The sequence below is a fragment of the Thiocystis violacea genome (genome assembly GCF_016583575.1).
In the GTDB taxonomy this organism is placed as follows: Bacteria; Pseudomonadota; Gammaproteobacteria; order Chromatiales; family Chromatiaceae; genus Thiocystis; species Thiocystis violacea.
On the sequence record NZ_NRRG01000044.1, the window covers coordinates 1 to 21274 of the forward strand.

General features: G+C 62.9%; 19 protein-coding genes and 2 pseudogenes. 18 read left to right on the forward strand and 3 right to left on the reverse strand.

Annotated elements, in window-relative coordinates; genetic code table 11:
* The 16 genes and pseudogenes from CKO27_RS24620 to CKO27_RS17925 all read left to right on the forward strand — a co-directional run.
* Positions 1 to 121 (forward strand): annotated as a pseudogene (locus CKO27_RS24620) (IS701 family transposase); the annotation flags it as partial.
* A 156-nt stretch (positions 122 to 277) separates the two neighbouring features.
* Positions 278 to 913 (forward strand): response regulator, encoded by a 636-nt coding sequence (locus CKO27_RS17855; RefSeq protein WP_200376279.1) that lies wholly within the window; start codon positions 278 to 280, stop codon positions 911 to 913.
* Positions 914 to 1969: 1056 nt separating this feature from the next.
* Positions 1970 to 2443 (forward strand): YceD family protein, encoded by a 474-nt coding sequence (locus CKO27_RS17860; RefSeq protein ID WP_207280924.1) that lies wholly within the window; start codon positions 1970 to 1972, stop codon positions 2441 to 2443.
* 112 nt (positions 2444 to 2555) lie between these two features.
* On the forward strand, positions 2556 to 2732 hold the full coding sequence (gene rpmF / locus CKO27_RS17865; protein WP_200376281.1) for a 50S ribosomal protein L32: 177 nt from the start codon (positions 2556 to 2558) through the stop codon (positions 2730 to 2732).
* Positions 2733 to 2794: 62 nt separating this feature from the next.
* On the forward strand, positions 2795 to 3823 hold the full coding sequence (gene plsX, locus CKO27_RS17870; RefSeq protein ID WP_200376282.1) for a phosphate acyltransferase PlsX: 1029 nt from the start codon (positions 2795 to 2797) through the stop codon (positions 3821 to 3823).
* Positions 3823 to 4779, forward strand: a complete 957-nt coding sequence (locus tag CKO27_RS17875) for a beta-ketoacyl-ACP synthase III (protein ID WP_200376283.1) — start codon at positions 3823 to 3825, stop codon at positions 4777 to 4779. The genes plsX and CKO27_RS17875 overlap by 1 nt, the downstream gene beginning before the upstream one ends.
* Before the next feature lie 39 nt (positions 4780 to 4818).
* Positions 4819 to 5763 carry an ACP S-malonyltransferase gene (gene fabD, locus CKO27_RS17880; RefSeq protein WP_200376284.1) on the forward strand — a complete coding sequence of 315 codons (945 nt, stop codon included), beginning with the start codon at positions 4819 to 4821 and terminating at the stop codon, positions 5761 to 5763.
* On the forward strand, positions 5756 to 6496 hold the full coding sequence (gene fabG, locus CKO27_RS17885; protein ID WP_200376285.1) for a 3-oxoacyl-ACP reductase FabG: 741 nt from the start codon (positions 5756 to 5758) through the stop codon (positions 6494 to 6496). Before fabD ends, fabG begins: the two co-directional genes overlap by 8 nt.
* A gap of 153 nt (positions 6497 to 6649) precedes the next feature.
* A complete protein-coding gene (gene acpP, locus CKO27_RS17890) occupies positions 6650 to 6886 on the forward strand; it encodes an acyl carrier protein (protein WP_043752991.1) in 237 nt (78 codons plus the stop codon).
* Positions 6887 to 6991: 105 nt separating this feature from the next.
* Complete coding sequence (gene fabF / locus CKO27_RS17895) at positions 6992 to 8230, forward strand: beta-ketoacyl-ACP synthase II (protein WP_200376286.1); 1239 nt, start codon at positions 6992 to 6994, stop codon at positions 8228 to 8230.
* A 48-nt stretch (positions 8231 to 8278) separates the two neighbouring features.
* Positions 8279 to 9133 carry an aminodeoxychorismate lyase gene (gene pabC / locus CKO27_RS17900; RefSeq protein WP_200376287.1) on the forward strand — a complete coding sequence of 285 codons (855 nt, stop codon included), beginning with the start codon at positions 8279 to 8281 and terminating at the stop codon, positions 9131 to 9133.
* Between the two features lie 7 nt (positions 9134 to 9140).
* Complete coding sequence (gene mltG / locus CKO27_RS17905) at positions 9141 to 10151, forward strand: endolytic transglycosylase MltG (protein WP_200376288.1); 1011 nt, start codon at positions 9141 to 9143, stop codon at positions 10149 to 10151.
* A complete protein-coding gene (gene tmk / locus CKO27_RS17910; protein ID WP_200376314.1) occupies positions 10151 to 10804 on the forward strand; it encodes a dTMP kinase in 654 nt (217 codons plus the stop codon). Before mltG ends, tmk begins: the two co-directional genes overlap by 1 nt.
* Positions 10801 to 11850, forward strand: coding sequence for a DNA polymerase III subunit delta' (gene holB / locus CKO27_RS25210; protein WP_338116105.1), 1050 nt, complete (start codon positions 10801 to 10803; stop codon positions 11848 to 11850). The genes tmk and holB overlap by 4 nt, the downstream gene beginning before the upstream one ends.
* Positions 11847 to 12218: a PilZ domain-containing protein gene (locus CKO27_RS17920; RefSeq protein WP_200376289.1), complete on the forward strand. Its 372-nt coding sequence runs from the start codon at positions 11847 to 11849 to the stop codon at positions 12216 to 12218. Before holB ends, CKO27_RS17920 begins: the two co-directional genes overlap by 4 nt.
* A gap of 25 nt (positions 12219 to 12243) precedes the next feature.
* Complete coding sequence (locus CKO27_RS17925; protein WP_200376290.1) at positions 12244 to 13071, forward strand: TatD family hydrolase; 828 nt, start codon at positions 12244 to 12246, stop codon at positions 13069 to 13071.
* Here CKO27_RS17925 and CKO27_RS17930 read toward each other — a convergent pair.
* The 3 genes and pseudogenes from CKO27_RS17930 to CKO27_RS17940 all read right to left on the reverse strand — a co-directional run bounded on the left by CKO27_RS17930 (position 13049) and on the right by CKO27_RS17940 (position 17163).
* Positions 13049 to 14545 (reverse strand): sugar transferase, encoded by a 1497-nt coding sequence (locus CKO27_RS17930; RefSeq protein WP_200376291.1) that lies wholly within the window; start codon positions 14543 to 14545, stop codon positions 13049 to 13051. The two genes, CKO27_RS17925 and CKO27_RS17930, sit on opposite strands and share 23 nt — an antisense overlap.
* Positions 14546 to 14633: 88 nt before the next feature.
* Positions 14634 to 16205 (reverse strand): annotated as a pseudogene (cysC, locus tag CKO27_RS17935) (adenylyl-sulfate kinase); the annotation flags it as partial.
* Positions 16206 to 16353: 148 nt separating this feature from the next.
* Entirely contained in the window at positions 16354 to 17163 is an 810-nt protein-coding gene (locus tag CKO27_RS17940) for a class I SAM-dependent methyltransferase (RefSeq protein ID WP_200376293.1), read from the reverse strand.
* 1086 nt (positions 17164 to 18249) lie between these two features.
* On the opposite strand from CKO27_RS17940, the gene CKO27_RS17945 reads away from it, so the two are divergent.
* A complete protein-coding gene (locus tag CKO27_RS17945; RefSeq protein ID WP_276570179.1) occupies positions 18250 to 19635 on the forward strand; it encodes a sigma-54 dependent transcriptional regulator in 1386 nt (461 codons plus the stop codon).
* A gap of 387 nt (positions 19636 to 20022) precedes the next feature.
* A complete protein-coding gene (locus tag CKO27_RS17950) occupies positions 20023 to 21231 on the forward strand; it encodes an ATP-grasp domain-containing protein (RefSeq protein ID WP_200376295.1) in 1209 nt (402 codons plus the stop codon).
* The last annotated feature ends 43 nt before the right edge of the window (positions 21232 to 21274 follow it).

Here is a 21274-nt window from a genome sequence, read left to right on the forward strand (position 1 = left end):
GCTCGAATGCCTCAAGCGGGCCCACAAGCTCAACCATTTCGCACTCCGCGCGAAGCTCTATGTCGAGGCGCTTCAGCATGCTTTCGGCGAACTCAGGCGCTTGAAAGCGGCGGCTGCGTAACATCAGATAGTTATATTCAGCCGCTGAATCGAATTTTGACAAGGATTATCGGGCTGCCGAGGATCGCCTGGTCAAGCCGCGAGCATCGGTCTTGAGCCATGGGTAAGAATGCCTTTCGAAACTCGAGCCCTCAGCCACATATTAGGAGATCGATCCGTGACCGAGGCCCAAACCGTTTTTCTGGTGGATGACGATCCGGGAATGCGCGATTCGCTGACACTCATTCTGGAACTGGCCGGCTATCGGGTCAGGAGTTTCGCCTCGCCGGGCGAATTCCTCGATGTCTTTTCGCCCGGCGAACGCGGCTGTCTGGTGCTCGATCACCGCATGCCTGAAATGACGGGGTTGGACTTGCAGAGCGTGCTCCTGGAGCGCGGTTCGCTGCTGCCGATCATTTTTTTATCCGCCTTCGGCGATGTTCCAACCACGGTCCGCGCCATCCAGGGCGGGGCGATCGATTTTCTCGAAAAGCCGGCCAGCACCGAGACCCTGCTGCAACGCATCGAGGATGCCTTCGCCGAGGACCGTCGTCGACGCGACGAGGCGGCGACCGAGCATGACATTCTGGATCGCTTCCGTCAGTTGACCCCGCGCGAGCATGAGGTGCTGACCCTGACCACGCGCGGTTTGACGAACAAGGATGTCGCCCGTCAGCTCGGGATCAGTCCGCGCACCGTGGAGAATCACCGCGCCCGGATGATGGAGAAGATGGGCGCGGGCAATCTCGCGGAACTGTGCCGGATGTCGGCGGTGTGTCAATCGGTCGTGGCCGCGCGCGCCGTCGGTGACTGAGCGGTCGCGGGCAATCCCGCGGACGCTCAAGGCAGTCAAGGTCCATTCTTGAATTCAGTCGCCTGACGTCGCGCTTGCCCTGAATCACCCGCTGTTCCCGTCACCTTCCAAGGGTGCGATCGGCCCTTGGTTCCGCTTTATTAGCCGGAACGAATTGAGTGGTCCTACGGATACCTCGTCTCGCACGGCTCGTCTAATATCCTCTCCCCATACAGGGGCTTGATGTACCGATCGCCCTGTCCCTATCCAGCCTAAGGATTTCATCGCCTCTCGGCGATCAGGCCGAGCACGGAAGCGAGGACTCAGTGATTGCAGCGTCGACTGGGTCACTTGCAATGCTTGTCCACACAGAGACTCGAGACATCCGATGACAATCGATAACGCAGAAGCCAAGTCCATACCCGGCATACCCAACTCCGTGTCCAATCTGGTCAAGGACGAGGCGGTTCGCTGGCGTGAGGCCGCATCCGCGAATCACTGGGCGGTGTTCGATTTACCCGTGCGGGGTATTCCCCAGGGCCAGTCTCCGAGGCTGTCGACCGCTCTCCGCGCCCGTGGCCAGGGTTCGAGGCTCGGCACCGAGATCCATGGTGTAAGGCATTCCTGATCGCTTGCTGAACCTGGACTCGCCTCGGAACACTAGAACAATAAGAGAAGAAGACGAGGAGAAGCATTCGGACCAACACTGAATCCGAGGCTGAATATCAAAAAATCGCGCGCCACGCCCCGGAATGTTTTCTCGATCCGGTTTCGGCAAGGGAAATCAACCGGGCGTGGGCGGGCTTCCAGCCCGCGATAGAGTGCGGTAATACTCGAACTTCCCCCGCCACTTCACCCTCGACTCCGGTGAAGTAAGCGGGGGATTTTTTTTGCGGGGCCAAGTGGCGCGCGACAGGGACAAGGCCGATCCGATTGACGACAGCGGCGTCGATCGGTTACCGTTGCGCGCTTATGTCGGCTGACTTACCTGATCACATCGACCCTTGGCGTGCCGTCAAGAACGGTCTTGCGTTCGACGGCGTGCTGTCCCTAGAAGCGCTCCCGAGATTGAAGGCCGTGGTGATCCCCGATGACGGCGAGTACGTCACCCGGGTCGATTATCGTGTGGTGTTCGAGCGGGATGTCGAGGGGCGTCCGGTTGTGCATGGTCTGGTTCGGTCGCGGCTGAGACTTCCATGCCAGCGCTGCCTGAGCGATGTCCGGATCGACGTCGAGTCGCCGCTACGGCTGGTGCTGGTGCGCACGGACGAGGCTGCCGCCGCGCTTGATGCCGATTTCGATCCCCTGGTCGTCAGTGATGATTCCATACAGCCGATCGATCTGATCGAGGATGAGTTGCTGCTCGCGATTCCGCCTTTTCCGCGGCATGCCTTGGGGGGCTGCGGATTTCCCGATGCGTCGGAGGACGCGAATTTTCTGGCTTCCGATCGAGGCTTGGCGTCGGGGGCGGACGGGGCGGATGATTCCGTCGATTCGGGCGGGCCGCCCAACCCCTTCGCGATCCTGGAAACCTTGAGGCGGGAAAAGTGAGATTCCAGGCTCGCCTGGCCTTGCTCGGTCGCGTCGGCAAGACGCTTGGTTTTAAACAACATCCGGGTTCGCTGACCTTAACTCGGCGCGAACTCTGTTCCTGGAGATAAGAATGGCCGTCCAACAAAATCGAAAAACACCCTCCAAGCGCGGCATGCGTCGCTCCCACGACGCACTGACCAAGCCAACCCTATCGGTCGACCCCACGAGTGGCGAGACTCACCGTCGCCACCATGTCACGGCCGACGGTTTCTATCGCGGTCGCAAGGTCGTGGACAAGGCTGAGTGAAAACCCCTGGCCGCTTCAGTATTGTCCGTTCCACGGGCGGGCGTCGCGTTTCCGGCAAACCCATGAAGCCAAGATGCACCATCGCTCTGGATGTCATGGGTGGCGATCACGGACCTCGGGTCGTGATTCCGGCGGCACTGCGTTACCTGGCGGACAATCCTCACGTCGACCTGATCCTGGTCGGCAACGACGAGCGCATCGCGGAATATCTCGGTGACGCCTCGCGGGAGCGGCTGCGGATTCACCCGACGACCCAGGAAGTGGCCATGGACGAATCGCCGTCCAGGGCGCTCCGGGGCAAGAAAGACTCGTCCATGCGCGTGGCCATCGATCTGGTCAAGGACGGCGAGGCCCACGCCTGTGTCAGCGCCGGTAACACGGGTGCCCTGATGGCGACCGCGCGCTTCGTGCTCAAGATGCTGCCGCATGTGGATCGTCCGGCCATCATCACGGCCGTGCCCTCGCTCTTCGGTCACACCCATATGCTGGATCTGGGCGCGAACGTGGATTGCACGGCCGACCATCTCTTCCAGTTCGCGGTGATGGGGAGCGAACTGGTATCGGCCGTCGACGGCATCGCCAAGCCCCGGGTGGCGCTTCTCAACATCGGTCAGGAAGAGATCAAGGGCAACGAGCAGGTGAAGCGGGCCAACGATCTCCTGGTTCGCAGTGGCCTGAACTACGTCGGCTACATCGAGGGCGACGGAATCTTCCTGGACGATGTCGATCTGGTCGTCACCGACGGCTTCGTCGGAAACGTGGCGCTCAAATGCAGCGAGGGCGTCGCCAAGTTCGTGCGTCATTCGCTGACCAGTCAGTTCAAGCGAACCTGGTTCACGCGCCTGGCCGGACTCGCGGCACTGCCGATTCTCAAGAATTTCCGTCGCACCATGGATCCCAGGCGATACAACGGGGCGAGCCTGCTCGGTTTGCGTGGCATCGTGATCAAGAGTCATGGCGGAGCGGACGAGATGGCGTTCGAGAACGCGATCTACATCGCCGAGAAGGAGATTCTCGCCAACATCCCGCATCGTATCAGCGAGCAGGTCGGCAGGCATCTGGACAGCGGACAGTACAGGGAATCGGCCTGATGAAATTCTCCCGTATCCTCGGGACCGGCGGTCATCTCCCCGCGCGGGTCGTGACCAACGCCGATCTTGAATCGATCGTCGATACCACCGCCGCCTGGATCAGTGAGCGCACGGGGATCGAGAAGCGCCACCTGGTCTCGGAAGGCGAGACCTGCTGCGATCTGGCCGAGGCGGCCTCGCGCAAGGCGCTGGAAGCGGCCGGTATCCAGGCGTCCGAACTCGATCTCATCGTGGTCGCGACCACCACGCCCGATCAGGTCTTTCCGAGCACGGCCTGTCTGTTGCAGCAACGGCTGGACGTGCATGGCTGCCCGGCGTTCGACCTCCAGGCGGTCTGTACCGGATTCGTCTATGCCATGGACGTGGCCGACAAATACATCCGCGCGGGCGTGGCCAAACATGCCCTCGTGGTCGGCTCCGAGACCATCTCGCGGATTCTCGACTGGAACGATCGGACCACCTGCGTCCTCTTCGGGGATGGCGCCGGAGCCGTGGTGCTCGGGGCCGCCGATGAGCCCGGCATCGTCTCCAGTCACATCCATGCCGACGGCGCCTACAAGGATTTGCTGCAAGTCCCTGGTGGCCACGGCAACGGTCGGCCGGATCTCGCCTTCCTGGAAATGAAGGGTAACGAGGTTTTCCGCTTCGCCGTCACCACCCTCGGTCGCATCGTCGAGGAGACGCTTGAGGCCAACGGACTGACCAAGGCCGATATCGACTGGCTGATTCCGCATCAGGCCAACATCCGCATCATTCAGGCCACCGCCCGCAAGCTCGATCTGCCGATGGAGCGCGTGATCGTCACGGTTGGCGAGCATGGCAACACCTCCTCGGCCTCCATCCCGCTGGCCTTCGATCAGGCGGTTCGCGATGGCCGGATCCAGCGCGGCGAGACGCTCCTGATGGAAGCCTTCGGTGGTGGCTTCACCTGGGGCTCGGTCCTGATCCGCTACTGAAACCAACGCCTTCGCGCGAACGCATCACCACGGTTTCCAATGACACAACAACTCGCCGTTTTCTTCCCAGGGCAAGGCTCGCAGGCGGTCGGCATGCTCGACGCGCTCGCCGAGACCCATCCGTCTGTCCGACAGACCTTCGAGGAGGCCTCCGACGCCTTGGGTCAGGATCTTTGGCGTCTGGTCAGCCAGGGTCCGAAAGAGGCCCTGGACCGCACCGAGAACACGCAGCCCGCCATGCTGGCGGCCGGCGTCGCCGTCTGGCGTGTCTGGCGGCAAGCTGGCGGTCGGCCGGTGACCCTGATGGCTGGTCACAGTCTTGGTGAATACGCGGCCCTGGTCGCGGCCGGGGCCATGGGCTTCGCCGATGGCGTTCGGCTGGCCGCGGATCGCGCCCGCTTCATGCAGGAGGCGGTTCCGGCCGGAGAAGGCGCCATGGCGGCCGTTCTGGGGCTGACCGACGCCCAGGTGGTCGCGCTCTGCGAGGACCAGGCCCAGGGCGCGGTGCTCGCGGCGGTCAATTTCAACTCGCCGGGCCAGGTCGTGATCGCGGGCGAGGCGGCGGCGGTCGCGCGCGCCATCGAGGCGGCGAAGGCGGCCGGCGCCAAACGCGCCTTGCCGCTGCCGGTCAGCGTGCCCTCGCACTGCGCCCTCATGCGCCCCGCCGCCGAGCGCCTGGCCGAACGCCTGGCCGATGTCGCGTTGACCCTGCCAGGCGTGCCCGTCATTCACAACGTCAGCGTCACGGCGGCCGACAGCATCGAGACCTTGCGCGATCGGCTGGTCCAGCAACTCCATCAGCCGGTTCGCTGGGTGGAGACGGTCGAGTTCGTGGCGGCGCAAGGCCTTGATACCGCGATCGAATGCGGACCGGGAAAAGTTCTCGCCGGACTCTGCAAGCGAATCGCCGACACCATGACGACGCTGCCGGTCTTCGATCCGAAGACGCTGGAAGCGGCACTGGAGAAAACCGCACATGCTTAACAATGAAATCGCGCTGGTGACCGGTGCCTCGCGTGGAATCGGGCGTGCCATCGCCATGGCGCTGGCCGCGCAGGGCGCGGCGGTCGCGGGTACGGCGACCACCGAGGCGGGCGCCCAGGGGATCGAGAAGGCGCTCGCCGACGCGGGCTACCGGGGCGTGGGTCTGGTGCTGAACGTCTCGGATCAGGCCTCGGTCGACGCGGCCCTCGCTCAGGTCACGGAGCGACTAGGCGTGCCGACCATTCTGGTCAACAACGCCGGCATCACGCGCGACAATCTCCTGATGCGCATGAAGGACGAGGAATGGAGCGCGGTGATCGACACCAATCTGACCTCGCTTTACCGGCTCTCGAAGGGCTGTCTGCGCGGCATGACCAAGGCTCGCAAGGGGCGCATCATCAATATCGCCTCGGTGGTCGGTGCCATGGGCAATGCCGGTCAAACCAACTACGCGGCCGCCAAGGCCGGGATGATGGGCTTCACCAAATCCCTGGCGCGCGAGGTCGGTTCGCGCTCCATCACGGTCAACTGTGTCGCGCCGGGATTCATCGACACCGACATGACTCGCGATCTGCCCGAGGCGCAACGTAACAGCCTGCTCGGCGCCATCCCGCTCGGTCGTCTGGGCCAGCCGGAAGAGATCGCGAGTACCGTGGTTTTCCTGGCCTCGCCCGGCGGCGCCTACATCACGGGCGAGACACTGCATGTCAACGGCGGCATGCACATGGCGTGAGATCCGCTGATTCAAGGCAAATATCGCTTGCAAATCAGTTTTTTAAATGATGATCGCCGCTGGATATCTCGGCTTTCATCGGACCTCGTTTGTCACTAGAATACGCCGTGGTCCAGCGAGGGCCAATTTTTGTCATTCGGAGGAATCAATCCTATGAGCAGCGTTGAAGATCGAGTTCGCAAAATCGTGGTCGAGCAATTGGGCGTGAAGGAAGAAGAGGTCACCGCCGAGGCGTCCTTCGTCGACGATCTGGGCGCGGATTCCCTCGACACAGTGGAACTGGTCATGGCCCTCGAAGAAGAATTCGAGACCGAAATTCCGGACGAAGACGCCGAGAAGATCACCACGGTCCAACAGGCCATCGATTACATCAACGCGCACCAGGCCTGAATCAGCGGCCAGGACAGATTTTACGCCAGGCGCCATGCACCAGGTGTGGAAGAGGGCGCGGCATGGGCTCGTCGAACGTGGCGTTCTGAACGATAGAGGTAAGCGATGGCAGGCAGAAGGGTAGTAGTCACCGGATTAGGCCTTGTGGCGCCGGTTGGGCTCGACGTGAAGTCCGCGTGGGACAACATCCTCGCCGGAAAGAGCGGTATCAAACCGATCACCCATTTCGATATCGAACCGTTCAGTACCCGCTTCGGTGGGCCCATCTATGGCTTCGATCCGAGTCCCTATATCTCGGAAAAAGAAGCCAAGAAAATGGATAAGTTCATCCATTACGGCATGGCGGCGGGCTGTCAGGCCATCGCGGACGCCGGACTGGAGATCGACGATTCCAACTGTCGGCGCATCGGCGTCGCCATCGGATCTGGCATCGGCGGCATCACCGGGATCGAGAACAACTACCAGGCCTATCGCGACAAGGGTCCACGTCGGATTTCGCCGTTCTTCGTTCCGGCCAATATCATCAACATGGTGGCCGGCAATCTCTCGATCAAGTTCGGGCTCAAGGGGCCTAACTATTCGATCGTCTCGGCCTGTAGCACGGCCACGCACAACATCGGCGAGGCGGCCATCATGATCCGCCACGGCTACGTGGACGTCATGATCGCGGGCGGTGCCGAGATGGCGACCTCGCCGGTTGGACTCGGTGGCTTCGCCGCCGCGCGCGCCCTCTCGACGCGCAACGAGGATCCCCAGGGGGCGAGCCGTCCATTCGACAAGGAGCGCGATGGTTTCGTGCTGAGCGACGGGGCCGGTGTCGTGGTGCTGGAAGAGTACGAACGCGCCGTGGCGCGTGGTGCCAACATCTACGCCGAACTGGTCGGCTTCGGCATGAATTCCGATGCCTACCATATGACCGCTCCCTCGGAGACTGGCGAGGGCGCCTGCGATTGCATGCTCCTCGCCCTCAATGACGCGGGTCTGAACAAGGAGCAGGTGAAGTACATCAATGCCCACGGCACCGCGACCCCGGCCGGCGACATCGCCGAGACCATGGCGATCAAGCGGGCGTTCGGCGACCATGCCTACAAGCTGGCGGTCAGTTCGACCAAGTCCATGACCGGGCACATGCTGGGCGCGGCCGGTGGGGCGGAGGCCATTTTCACCATCCTGGCCATCCGCGATCAGACCGCGCCGCCCACCATCAACTACCACACGCCGGATCCGGACTGCGATCTCGACTGCGTGCCCAACGTGGCGCGGGAGATGGAGATCGATATCGCGCTCTCCAATTCCTTCGGCTTCGGTGGTACGAACGGAACACTGATCTTCCGTCGTCCCTGATGCGGACCAGCGACCGCGAGAGCGGATCGCCAGGCCGCGGCTAGTCGCGTGGGATCAAGCAACCGAATCGGCTGGCCATCGAGGATTCTGATCGATGGTCAGGCGGGTGATCGGATCTCGGTTCTCGACCGGGGCCTGCATTATGGTGACGGTCTGTTCGAGACCGTCCGCGTCAGTTATGGTCGTCCCTGCCAGTGGTCGAGACACCTGAACCGGCTCTCCCTCGGCGCCGAGCGGCTCGGAATTCCGATGCCCGACACGGCGGTTCTCTCGGCGGAGGCCGCGGAGGTTTCTCGCGGGCGGGGTGATGGGATATTGAAGATCATCCTGTCGCGTGGTGGCGGCGGGCGTGGCTATCGACCACCGGAACCGGCCCTGTCGACGCGCCTGCTCATGGCCTATTCGCTGGTGTCCGATCAGGAACACCTCTGGCGTGAAGGCGTGATCGCGCGCTACTGTCAGACCCCGGCCTCCATCAATCCGGCGCTTGCCGGCATCAAGCATCTCAACCGACTGGATTCCGTCCTGGCCCGCGCCGAGTGGTGCGACCCGGCGATCGCGGAAGGTCTCATGTTCGATGCGTCGGGAAGCCTGGTCGGTGGGACCATGACCAATGTGTTTTCGTGGGACGGCTCGCGTCTGCTGACGCCGCCGGTCGATCAGGGCGGCATCGCCGGAACCATTCGCGGTCTCACGCTCGAACTGGCCGCCAGGGCCTCGGTCGATTGTCTGGTCACCCGGCTCGATCGCGGCGCGCTGGACCAGTCCCAGGGGCTGTTTCTCACCAATGCGGTTATCGGCGTTTGGCCTGTGAGAGAACTTCAGGGTCGGCGTTTCGATCTGGGAAGCCTTCCCTGGGGCCTACTCACCACGCTGTATCAGGCGGCACGCACTCCGGGTTGATTGACAGATGATAGGGCGTATCGGTTTACTCCTGCTGGTTTTCTCCATCGGTGTTCTGAGCGGTGCCCTGTGGCGCGATTATCGATGCTTCCTGAACATGCCGATTCAAGGCCCCGAGGCGGGGGTTATCCTGGATGTCCAGAAAGGAACCTCGCTGCGGGCGCTGGCCAATCGGATGACCGAGCAGGGTCTCCTCGACCATCCCTATTATTTCACCGCCATGGCCTATCTCCAGGGCGATCAGTCCCGCCTCAAGGCCGGTGAGTATGCCTTGACGTCTGGGATGACCCCACCGGAGGTTCTGGCCCGCCTGATCTCCGGACGGGTGGTCGAATACTCGGTGACCCTGGTGGAGGGACGCACCTTTCGCCAGGCGCTGGCCGTCATCGACGCCCACGAGGTCTTCGGCGGCGCCAATCTCGCGAGTCTCTCCGACGAGGAACTGATGAGCCGGCTTGGTCGCTCCGGCGAGCATCCGGAGGGTCGTTTCTTTCCCGACACCTATCGTTTCCCGCGCCAGACGACAGGAATGGACATCCTCAAGCGTGCCATGGAGCGTCTGGATGGCGTCCTGGCCGAGGAGTGGGAGCAACGTGCCCCGAACCTGCCGATCCAGACTCCCTACGAGGCGCTGATCCTCGCCTCCATCATCGAGAAGGAAACCGCCTTGCCGGACGAGCGTCCCCGGATCGGGGGTGTCTTCGTCCGACGATTGCAAAAGGGCATGCGGCTCCAGACCGATCCGACCGTGATCTATGGGATGGGCGAGCGCTTCGATGGCAATATCCGCCGCGCCGACCTTCGAGAGGCGACGCCCTATAACACCTATGTCATCGATGGCTTGCCGCCGACGCCCATCGCCCTAGTGGGTCGCGAGGCGATCCGCGCGGCCCTGCGCCCGGAGGAGGGCGATCTTCTCTATTTCGTCGCCAGGGGTGACGGGGGCCATGTGTTCTCCAGGACGCTCGACGAGCACAACCAGGCCGTGCGCCGCTACATCCTGAATCAGGGGCCATGATGGACAAGCCGACACCCGGACGCTTCATCACCCTCGAAGGCATCGAGGGGGCCGGCAAGTCGAGCCAGGTGGAACCCCTGGCCAGTTGTCTGCGCGAACAGGGATTGGAGGTGGTCACGACCCGCGAACCTGGCGGATCCCCGATCGCCGAGCGTCTGCGCACCCTGCTGCTGGACCCGGACAACGCCGGCATGAGCGAGACGGCGGAACTGCTCCTGATGTTCGCCGCGCGAGCCGAGCATCTGGAAAAGAAAATTTGTCCGGCGCTGGCGGCCGGCCGTTGGGTGATTTGCGATCGCTTCACGGACGCCACCTATGCCTATCAGGGTGGCGGCCGTGGGGTCGATCCGGCGCGGATCGCGGTGCTTGAGGATCTGGTGCAGGGCGGTCTGCGACCGGATCTGACCCTGGTGTTCGATCTGCCGCCGGCCTTGGGGCTGGAGCGCGCCAGGTCTCGGGCGGGTAGGACGGATCGCTTCGAGTCCGAGACCCAGCGCTTCTTCGAGGCCGTCCGCGCGGTCTATCTCGAGCGCGCCCGCGCCCGGCCGCAACGCTATCGTCTGCTGGATGCCACGGCCCCGATGGACGAGGTGACCCGACGGATCCGCGATGAGGCCCTAGCCTTCATCGAACGGACCAGGGCTCGCCCGTGAGCGCCTCCGATACCGCCAGCCCTCCGGCGATCCCGGTCGATGCCTCCTTTCCCTGGACCGAGACGATCTGGTCCAGGCTCCAGGCCGCCCGCGCGGCGAACCGCCTCGCTCACGCCCTCCTGATCTCGGGGCCGAGAGGTGTCGGCAAGCGCCATCTCGCGGAAGCCCTGGCGCGTTCGCTGCTCTGTCGGAGCCCGGTGGAGCGGGGCCGGGCTTGCGGGCTGTGCGCGGACTGCCGTCTGCTGGCGGCGGGCAATCACCCGGATCTCGTGCGGGTCGGGCCGGATCCCGAAAGCAAATCGGGCGACATCCCGATCGCGGCGGTGCGCCTCTTCAACGAGCGCGAATCCCTGACGCCCAGCCGCGCCGACTGGAAGGTCGCCCTGATCGACCCGGCCGACAAGCTCAATCCGGCGGCCGCCAACGCCTTGCTCAAGACGCTTGAGGAACCCACCGGACAAAGCATCCTCTGTCTGATCGGCGAACGGATCGGTCAGCTACCCGCGACCATCCGCAGTCGCTGCCTGCATATCAAGGTGGCTGTTCCTGAGGAAGCGGACGCCCTGCGCTGGCTGGAGGCCCGGCAGGCGCGCGATGACTGGGCGTTGCGACTGAGACTCGCGCATGGCGCCCCGCTGCGCGCCCTCACCGAGCCCGACGAAGCCTTGCTGGAACAGCGTCGCCAGCGTCTGGCGGGGTTCCTCGCGATCGCCTCGGGTCGAAAGGATCCGGTCGCGGAGGCGGCGGCCTGGAACGCGCTCGGCTCCGCGCGCCTTCTCGACTGGCTCTCCGGCTGGATCTGTGACCTGCTGCGGTTGATGGTGAGCGACGAACCGGTCAGACTCGAAAACCCGGATCAATACGCGGCCCTGGCCGATCTGGCCCGCCGGATCGAGCCGGCGGCCGGGCATCGCTTCCTCAAGGATGTACTCGCGGGACGCGCCCTGGCCGAGACCAACCTGAATCAACAGCTGCTGTTGGAATCCCTGGCCATCGACTGGTTCCGGATCACCCAGGCGGCGACGACTGGAGAGCCTGTCTCATGAGCACGCCCATGAATTCTCTCGGCGGTTTGGGTGGACAACAGCGGATCCTCAGCTTCGCCATCAAGGACCGAAGCGCCCTCTACGCCTCCTTCATGCCCTTCATCAAGAATGGCGGCCTCTTCATTCCGACCACCAAGAATTACCAGCTTGGTGACGAGATCTTTCTGCTGCTCCAGTTGATGGAGGAGTCGGATCGCATCCCGGTGGCCGGCAAGGTGGTCTGGTTGACCCCGCCCGGCGCCGAGGGCAATCGGTCCATCGGCGTGGGCGTCCAGTTCAGCGACCAGGACAAGGGCGCGGCGCGGCGTAAGATCGAGGACTATCTGGCCGGGTCGCACAGTTCCGAGCGACCGACCCACACCATGTAGCCAACCACACCTTGTAGCCAAACCCATGCTGATCGATTCACACTGCCATCTCGACCGCGTGGACCTCAAGCGCCATGGCGGCGACTTCGACCGCATGATGCGCGGATGCGCCGAGGCCGGCGTCGTTCGGATGCTCTGTGTCGCCATCGATCTGGATCACTATCCGGCGATGCGCCGCCTGGTCGATCCCTACCCGACGGTGGATCTCTCCGTGGGCGTGCACCCGAACGAGGACGGCGGCATCGAGCCGAGCGTCGAGCGACTGGTCGATCTCGCGTCGGATCCGCGCGTGGTCGCCATCGGCGAGACCGGTCTGGATTACTACCGTCTCGAAGGCGACCCGAGCGGCCAGCAGGATCGCTTCCGCACCCATATCGCCGCCGCTAGGATCTGTCGCAAGCCGCTGATCATCCATACCCGCGAGGCCCGCGAGGACACCATTCGTCTCCTTCGGGAAGAAGGCGCGGACGAGACCGGCGGCGTGCTGCACTGCTTCACCGAGACCTGGGAGATGGCCAGACAGGGCCTGGATCTCGGATTCTTCGTCTCCTTCTCCGGCATCCTCACCTTCAAGAGCGCCGAGGCGCTCCGCGAGGTGGCGCGCCAGGTGCCGCTCGATCGTCTGTTGATCGAGACCGACTCGCCCTATCTGGCGCCTGTTCCTTATCGCGGAAAATCCAACGAACCCAGCTATCTGGGGCGGATCGCCGCCTGCCTCGGCGAGATTCGCGGCCTGGATCCCGAGCAGGTCGCCGCCGTCACGCAGGATAACTACAGGCGCTTGTTCGGCGGCGACCGGGAAGCCCGAAGGGCTTCGGCCGCGGGAGGCTTCAGTACGCGTTCCTGTGACTGAAGCCGTGAAGGAAGGTCAGGAGGATGATCCGGATGTCCAGCCAGACCGACCAATTGCGGATATAGTCCAGATCGAAATCGACCCGTCGACCCATCTTGTCGATCGATTCGGTCTCGCCACGCCAGCCGTTGACCTGCGCCCAGCCCGTGATGCCCGGTTTGACCTTGTGTCGCAACATGTAGCCTCCGATGAGACCCCGGTAGTGTTCGTTATGCGCGACCGCGTGCGGCCTTGGGCCGACGATGGACATCGATCCCTGAACCACATTGATGAACTGAGGCAGTTCATCCAGTGATGTCCGGCGCAGGAATTCGCCGAAAGGCGTCACCCGTGAGTCGCCCTTGCGGGCCTGGATCACGCGACCTCCGTCCTCGCACACGCGCATGGTGCGGAACTTCCAGACCGTGATCTCCTTGCCGTCGAGCCCATAGCGGCGCTGCATGAAAATCGCCGGTCCTGGTCCGGAGAGCTTGACGCCGATGGCGATCGCCAACATCGGAAGCGCCAGCAGGAGCAGGGCGACGCTGCCGACGGCGAGATCCTCGAGCCGCTTGAGCCAGGCGCTCGGTCCCTGGAAGGGGCTTTCGTAGACGCTGACGATCTTGAGGCCATTCACATCCACGCAGCGGCGATGCAGAACATCGACACGCCCAAGGTCGGGCAGGATCTGACGCGACCCCTGTTCCCCATCGGGCGCGCGCGAGCGCCGATCCTGGACCAGATAGACGGAGGTGGTGCTGTCGGCGAGCTGGCGCACCAGGGTGTTGATCCGACGCTCGGCGCGACCCGGCGGCAGGGCGATGTAGACCACGTCGAGTTCACCGGCGCGGGCGAGCTGGACCAGGCGATCCAGCGAGCCTCGCGTCCTGGAGCTGACCAGAGGCAGGGCCGCGTCCCGGTCGCCATCGTCGAACAGACCCAGGATGCTGAATCCCATCCAGGTATTGTCCGAGGCGGTACGCGCGACGTGCTTGGCGAGTTCGCCGCTGCCCGCGATCGCCAGGCGTTGCCTGTTGTAGCCACGCGCGCGCGCCCAGCGCAGTGAACGGCGCACGGCGAACCGCCAGGCGTTGAGCGCGACGAGGGCGATCAGAAACCAGGACAATAGGGTCATGGGCGGATAGCCGATCGCATCCTGCTGTACGTACACCGCGACCAGCGAAATCCCCGTCACCCCAAGCCAGGCTTCGGTCGTGGCCCCGATCTCCGCGCGAATCGATTCGGTTCGCCAGGGCCGGTAAAGGTTCTTGGCGTCCGCCACGAGATTGAACAGAACGACCCCGATCAGTCCCGCGGTGATGATCGGCACGGAGGCCCCAGCGCCCGTCAGCAGAGCGGCGAGCCAGAGACTGGCCAGGATGATGAGGACATCCGCGAACCGGTGGATCAACGGGAGCGTGCCCTTGTAATCGCGCATGCGCGCCTTGGTGGATTCCCGGTCGAGGACTTCCGACAGAATGATATCAGCCCACATCAGCCGACCCTCCCTGGCGCGCGATCATCCGCCGCCGTGTCTGGGTTCGATCCAGGATCCCTTCGTCCATCGCGGGCGATGAATCCAGGATCGCGCCCCGTCGCCTGAGTTCGGTCAAGATCAAGGCCACGGCCGCCTCTACGCCCATGACGGAGGTGTCGATCGCGATCTCGGGATGCTCCGGGGCCTCGTAGGGGTCATTGATGCCGGTGAAATCCTTGATCAGGCCGGCGTGGGCCTTGGCATACAGTCCCTTCGGATCCCGTTGTTCGCAGACCTCAAGAGGGGTCGAGACATGGATCTCCAGGAATCCGCCCTCGGCCTCGATCAGGCTTCGCACCGCCGCGCGGGTCACCCGATAGGGTGCGATGGGCGCGCAGATCGCAATGCCGCCGTGCCGTGTGATCTCGCTCGCCACGTAGCCGATGCGTCGGATATTCAGGTCGCGGTGTTCCTTGCTGAAGGTCAGTTCGCTGGACAGATGGCGGCGCACCAGATCGCCGTCGAGCAGGGTCACGGTGCGCCCAAGCTTGGATAGCTGCGCCGCTAGGGCTCGCGCGACGGTCGACTTGCCCGCTCCGGACAGGCCGGTGAAGAAGCAGGTGACACCGCTCGTGTCGCACTTGGCGTCACCCTCGCCAGCCATGAGCCCTTCGCTCCAGGCACCATCCGATCCGGGCGCTCCGATCGGCATGGGGTTGGCGCCCGCGAGATCCTCGGCGGGGATCCGCAGGTCGAGCACGGACAGCAGTTCGAGACCCAGGTGGTCCTTGCAGGCGCTGGCGAGATCGCGCATCGGCACGGATCCGGCGACACCTTTACCCAGTTCCATGTCGCGAGGATCCAGGAAATAGTGGGTCGCGCCGCACCGATGATGGACGAACGCGCGCCAGAGCCACTCCCGAGCACCCGAGCCGCTCGGATTGAGCGGCAACAGCGCCAGCCGTGCTCCGCCCGAGGGGTAATGCGCCAAGAGTGAACGGTACTGCTTGACGCGCCGATGCAACTCCAGCTCGGTGGATCGGATCGCGTCCATGACTGGATGGAGGAGTACGAGCGCCCCCAACTCCCTCGCGATGGCGGCGATCGTCCGGTGTCCGGACGGGGGCAGCTCCGCGCTTGGATCGACCACGATCATGCGCGTCCATCCGCCGGCCTTCAGCTCCGCCTTCAGGCCCATCGGCGTGACCCGCAGGTCCGGATAGTCGTGATGCAAGGGCCGGCTGATACCTTCGATACGACCCCCGAGCGCATAAGGCGCGCTCCCTTCATCGGCGATCGTCTCCTCCCCATGCGTCGCGCCGTCGGGGTGAAGAATCGCGCGCTCGCGCCGCCAGTCGGGTTGCCAGACGTCCCCCAGGGTCAAGATCGCCAGCATGGCCCCCTCATCGTCGCGCAGAACCACCCGCTCCTCGCCTTGCAGCGAACCCGCGGTATCGGCGTCGAGATCCAGTGTGAAGGGTCTCGGGAAGAAGGTGCCATTGGCGAGGCACTGGCGTTCGAGGACGGACTCGTAGTCCTCACGCCCCATGTAACCGTCAAGCGGCGCGCAGGCCCCGCCGAGCATCAGTTCGAGATCGCGTGTCTGGCGATCATCGAGCGTGATCGAGCGCAGCCGCATGGCTTCCTGCTTGATCTCGGTCGCCCTGGCCGCGTCGACCAAGAGATCGACGGGCGTGCTTCGATATCCGTGGATGGTGTCGCTCATCGTTTGCTCCAATCGGCAAGGATCGTGTTCGGTTAAGAAGAGGTGTACGGATTCGGCCTCGGGGGCGCTGACCGCGCGGGGATCGGACGCCCGAGGGTTCTCAGGTCCCCGGTGGTGCCATGTGCGCGAGTATGGGGAGCGGGAATTGGCCGGAGGTTTCGGCCGGTTTGAGCCCGTAGAAAAAGCTACAGGTGCGTAACGCATTCCCCTCGGGTAGATAGACCGAGCACAGGATCTCGTCGAAACTCTCCAGCAGTATCCGAAGTCCGTCCGGCGTCAGACGCCAATACTCAAGTCGGTTTGAATCGCGATCCGGGAGATAGGGGCCACAGAGCGGCGACTGAATCCAAATCTGGCCCGATCGTTTGAGGATCCGCCGCAACTCCAGAATCAAGCTCTCGGGTCGGGAGATACGCCCAAGGCCGGAGCAGAGGACGGCATCGAAATAGTCGGAATCCAGCTCCAGCACGACTTGACCGGCCTCACGCGCGCGGCGCTCCACGAGATCGAGACTGATCGTCAGCCAATTGGGTCCGAGCTCCGGCCCATCATCTCCATCGAATACGAACCGCACACAGCGCTTGCCCAGGCCGGCAGTCACGAAATGACTGAACAGGCTATGGAATTCCTCGGTGATCTCACCGAATCCGCTTTGTGATCGCTTGTATTCAAGCAGATCCCGTACAACCTGAAGGCCCTGTTGTATCAGGCCGGTATGAAGGTGCTGGCGCACGCCATCCGAATGTGGGAATGGGCTTTTCTGGGGTGGTTGGTCATTCTCCATAACGGGTAAGCCGCCATCAATTATCAGTGGTGCGACAATGCAATTTACACCTGTCATGCGCTGCTTCTCGTTGTCATGGCTTGCGGGAACTCCAGCGCTCGCCAGCGCCGGAATTCGTGCGGTCAACGTGATGACATTTCATGTGAATGCGGCCGTGCATCACCGACCGCGGCCAGGTCTCCGATAGACCTACATCATGTGGACAATTGAATTACTCGGTACGTCCTCGCGGGGTCTTTGCTTGATGAATAATGCAAACGCGGTGCCATGCGATGAGCGTATGTTCCACCTGGCGTCGATTCTGACTTGAACCCGAGGCGGGATGTTTAGTTGTATTGTTTTTGTTACAGTCCGGGGGGGTCGACCCAATTGACACATGGAGTGAATCCGTGTGCGCTTGGATCCCAAATAGCACGACTATCGGGTTGATTTCCGGTGGCCCGTTCCCGGAGAGACCCCGAGAAACGAATCCGAGGAAAAACTGTGCAAGTTCAAGGAAAGCGTCTATGCTGATCTCGTGTGATTAAAGTTTCGGTAGCCTGGGCTTTAATACCTACATTTAATTTAGGGGTAAATACGCAGTGGCTGGGGGTTAGTACTCAGCCCGAGTGTCGAGAGCTGAATCCGTTGATTTCGTCCGCTGAAGAGCGGGCTTGCAGACTTTACGTAGACAGCCCTTGCCGCCGAAATAAATCCGACTAGACTTGAATACCAAATAATCGGCTTGCACGTTTTGCCTGCCGTGCTAAATTATAATCTGTGTGGTTTTTAGCCTGCCCGGGGTTCCGCTTTTCGTGAATGCGCCGATGACGTCGGTCAGTCCGATTCCGCTGGTCGACGGAATAAAGCCTTATCGCGTCTTGAAATGACTCGCTCAAATATCGGTGTGGATGTGATCCTGGATTAATAATCCGCTCCACTCTTGAAATGAGCGCGCCAGGCGGTATTTATTAAGTGTCTATCGTTTTGGTCGGCCGGTTATGCATCGAAGTGAATTCTGTTTGATGCTTGCGCTGGCTTGCCGTTGTATCGAGATTCTTAAAGGCTATTTTTTGGAGGCCGGATGATTCGGTTTTCGAGCTCGATCGAAGAGCCGCCGCGCATTGTCATTCAGGCTGGCCGGCAGGTACGGTTCAGCGATAGGATTCATTCAGGGACGAGGGGGTTTGACTCGCGAGCGAACATCAACAATAACCATCTCGGTAGTTCATCATGTTGGATACGCGCCGCGCGCTTCTGTACTTGAGGCTGGGCCCCATGGAGGAGCCGATCCCGCCTTCCCTTCTGGGTCAAGAATGGGATGTCCATGAGGCATCGAATCCCCAGGTGGCGATGGAGCTGATGGGCAGGCAGAAATTCCTGGTCGGCCTGTTCTATTGGGACGGCGCCAGCCATGATGTTCACGCGCTGCGTCTCCATGCCGAGATGCTGCACGAGGCGAACAATCACATCAATTGGGTCGCCCTGCTCTCGGGCGTGACGCGTTCCTTCCGTCATGTCTCGCGCGTGATTACCTCCCATTTCTATGACTACCACACCTTACCGCTTGACGCCGAGCGACTCGCCTTCACGCTCGGCCATGCCTATGGGATGGCCGAGATCGCCAATTCCTTTTCCGAGGGCGCCAATGTCTTGACCGGGGGCGAGGGCGAATCGGAATTCGCCATGGTCGGCCAGAGCCCCGCCATGCGGGCCGTCTTTCAGACCATTCACAAGGTCGCCTCCATCGATCTCAATGTGATGATTCGTGGCGAGAGCGGCACCGGCAAGGAACTGGCGGCGCAGGCCATCCATCAGCTCTCGCATCGCGCCCAGGGGCCTTTCGTCGCCGTGAACTGCGGCGCGCTGCCGCGCGATCTCATTCAGGCCGAATTGTTCGGTCACGAGAAAGGCGCCTTCACCGGCGCCGATCGCCGCAAGATCGGTCGGATCGAGGCCGCCCAGAATGGCACGCTCTTCCTCGACGAGATCGGGGATCTGCCGCTCGACATGCAGGTCAATCTGCTGCGCTTTCTACAGGAGAAGACGATCGATCGGCTGGGTGGCACGAACCAGATTCCAGTGGACGTGCGCGTCATCGCGGCGACCCATGTGAATCTCGAACGGGCGGTGGAGGAGGGGCGTTTTCGCGAGGATCTCTATTACCGGCTCAACGTGCTGCATCTGGAGATGCCGCCGCTGCGCGATCGCGGCGAGGATATCGAGTTGATCGCGGACCATTTTCTCCATCAGTTCGCGAACCGGGTGAAACCGAGCATCAAGGGCTTCAGCCAGCCGGCCCTGGAAGCCATCAAATCGCACTCCTGGCCGGGCAATGTTCGGGAGATGGTCAACCGCATCCAGCGCGCCGTGGTCATGGGCGAGGGTAGACTCGTCAAGCCGCGCGAACTCGGCCTGGATCAGGACATCCCGAAATCCATTCTCATGACCCTGTCGGAAGCACGGGCCAAGGCGGAAAAGGAAGTCATCGAACGCACCCTGAGCGAAGCGCGCAATAACGTCTCGAAGGCCGCGCGTCGCCTGGACATCTCGCGCGTCACCCTCTACCGGCTGATGGAACAGCACGCCATTGATTGGCAGGGCAGCAAGGATGATTGAAACGATACCGGGCGATGAGCGACGGGGCCGCGATCATCCTTCCGGCCAGAGCTGACGCCCCCGCTTCGTAGGATGGGCAGAGCGCAGCGATGCCCATCCTGTACGCTCCGAGGCTCAAGATAAAAGGATGGGCAAAGCCCACCCAAGCCGGCCGAGTCTTGCCAGCGAGGCTGGTCGGGCGTGCCCCGCCGATCCCGCCCGACTCCAGATCGCCCGAAATGGCATCAAGAACAGGAACCCCAATGATCCGGACGATCGACAGGGAATGATTCCACCCAGTGACCGACTTGCACCCGCCCAGGCGTGAGCCGACAATCCTCGCCGTAATCCCATGTGTCGCGCCGACGATTGGCGCGGGCCATCCACCTCCGGCGGGGTCGCTCAACCATGCCAACCCATCTTGGTCTTGCCAGGCTGATGCGTCTCGCCCTGTCCGGCGCGGACCTGGCCCCGCTCGGTCAATCCCTGCTGCAACGCGCGACGGACGACCCAAGCGAAAGCGGCGCGCTCCTGGATGCCTCTATCCTTTTCCAGTTTCTCGGCCATCCGGACATGGCCATGACGCTGCAAGGGGAAGCGCTCAAGGTGCGTCGGCTGTACCGATTTCCCACCACCCAGCCCACGCGCCTGCGTCTGCTCGCGCTGGTTGCCCCCGGCGCCATCATGGCCAACGTGCCCCTGGAGTGTTTGCTGGAAGACTCGGATATCGAGCTGAATCTCTATTACGCGACAATCGATGATCCCAACCCCGAGGAGATCCCCGAGCACGACCTCCTCTTCGTCGCCATCGGTGAATCGGACGCGAATCGGCCGCTGCTGGCGGCCTGGCTTCCCCGTTTGATCCAGTGGCCACGCCCGGTGCTGAACGATCCGCGCCGGATCGAAACCATGGCCAGGGACGCCGCCTGCCAGCTTCTCCAGGGTCCGCCGGGGCTGATCATGCCGCCGACGCTTCGTCTCGGCCGCCGTCGGGTCCAGGCGATCGCGACCAGCGAACGCGCCGACCTGGAGCTTCCTCTGATCATCCGCCCGATCGATTCTCACGCCGGCCATGACCTCGCCAAGGTGGAAAGCCCCGAGGAACTGCTGGCCGTCCTCGACGCCGTGCCCAGCGACGAATTCTATCTCTCGCCCTTCATCGACTACCGCAACCCCGATGGTCTCTATCGCAAATACCGCGTCATCCTCGTCGATGGCCAGCCGTTCGCCTGCCACATGGGCGTTTCCAGCCACTGGATGATTCACTATCTCAATGCCGGCATGGACGAAAGCCCGGACAAGCGCGCCGAGGAAGCGGATTTCATGGCGACCTTCGACCAGTCGTTCGCCGTTCGACATGGCGAGGCGCTCGCCGCCATCCATGGCGCCATCGGGCTGGAGTATTTCGGCATCGACTGCGCCGAGACCCAGGACGGCCGACTGCTGATCTTCGAGGTCGATCCCGCCATGGTCGTGCACGCCATGGATCCGGTCGATCTCTATCCCTACAAGCCGCCCGCCATGCGCCGGATCTTCGACGCCTTCCGCGCCATGCTCATCGCGACGGCGGAACGTCACCCGCCCGGCTTGAGTCGGACCTCTCATCGAAAGGCGTAACCTCTTCCGGGCCGTATCACCCGGCTTGGCCGGGCGTGGATTG

Excerpts from the sequence above, each read along its gene's own strand:
- rpmF (WP_200376281.1), top strand. The coding sequence starts at position 2,556 with ATGGCCGTCCAACAAAATCGAAAAACACCCTCCAAGCGCGGCATGCGT.
- plsX (WP_200376282.1), top strand. The coding sequence starts at position 2,795 with ATGAAGCCAAGATGCACCATCGCTCTGGATGTCATGGGTGGCGATCAC.
- CKO27_RS17875 (WP_200376283.1), top strand. The coding sequence starts at position 3,823 with ATGAAATTCTCCCGTATCCTCGGGACCGGCGGTCATCTCCCCGCGCGG.
- fabD (WP_200376284.1), top strand. The coding sequence starts at position 4,819 with ATGACACAACAACTCGCCGTTTTCTTCCCAGGGCAAGGCTCGCAGGCG.
- fabG (WP_200376285.1), top strand. The coding sequence starts at position 5,756 with ATGCTTAACAATGAAATCGCGCTGGTGACCGGTGCCTCGCGTGGAATC.
- acpP (WP_043752991.1), top strand. The coding sequence starts at position 6,650 with ATGAGCAGCGTTGAAGATCGAGTTCGCAAAATCGTGGTCGAGCAATTG.
- fabF (WP_200376286.1), top strand. The coding sequence starts at position 6,992 with ATGGCAGGCAGAAGGGTAGTAGTCACCGGATTAGGCCTTGTGGCGCCG.
- mltG (WP_200376288.1), top strand. The coding sequence starts at position 9,141 with ATGATAGGGCGTATCGGTTTACTCCTGCTGGTTTTCTCCATCGGTGTT.
- tmk (WP_200376314.1), top strand. The coding sequence starts at position 10,151 with ATGGACAAGCCGACACCCGGACGCTTCATCACCCTCGAAGGCATCGAG.
- CKO27_RS17920 (WP_200376289.1), top strand. The coding sequence starts at position 11,847 with ATGAGCACGCCCATGAATTCTCTCGGCGGTTTGGGTGGACAACAGCGG.
- CKO27_RS17925 (WP_200376290.1), top strand. The coding sequence starts at position 12,244 with ATGCTGATCGATTCACACTGCCATCTCGACCGCGTGGACCTCAAGCGC.
- CKO27_RS17930 (WP_200376291.1), bottom strand. The coding sequence starts at position 14,545 with ATGTGGGCTGATATCATTCTGTCGGAAGTCCTCGACCGGGAATCCACC.
- CKO27_RS17945 (WP_276570179.1), top strand. The coding sequence starts at position 18,250 with ATGTTGGATACGCGCCGCGCGCTTCTGTACTTGAGGCTGGGCCCCATG.
- CKO27_RS17950 (WP_200376295.1), top strand. The coding sequence starts at position 20,023 with ATGCCAACCCATCTTGGTCTTGCCAGGCTGATGCGTCTCGCCCTGTCC.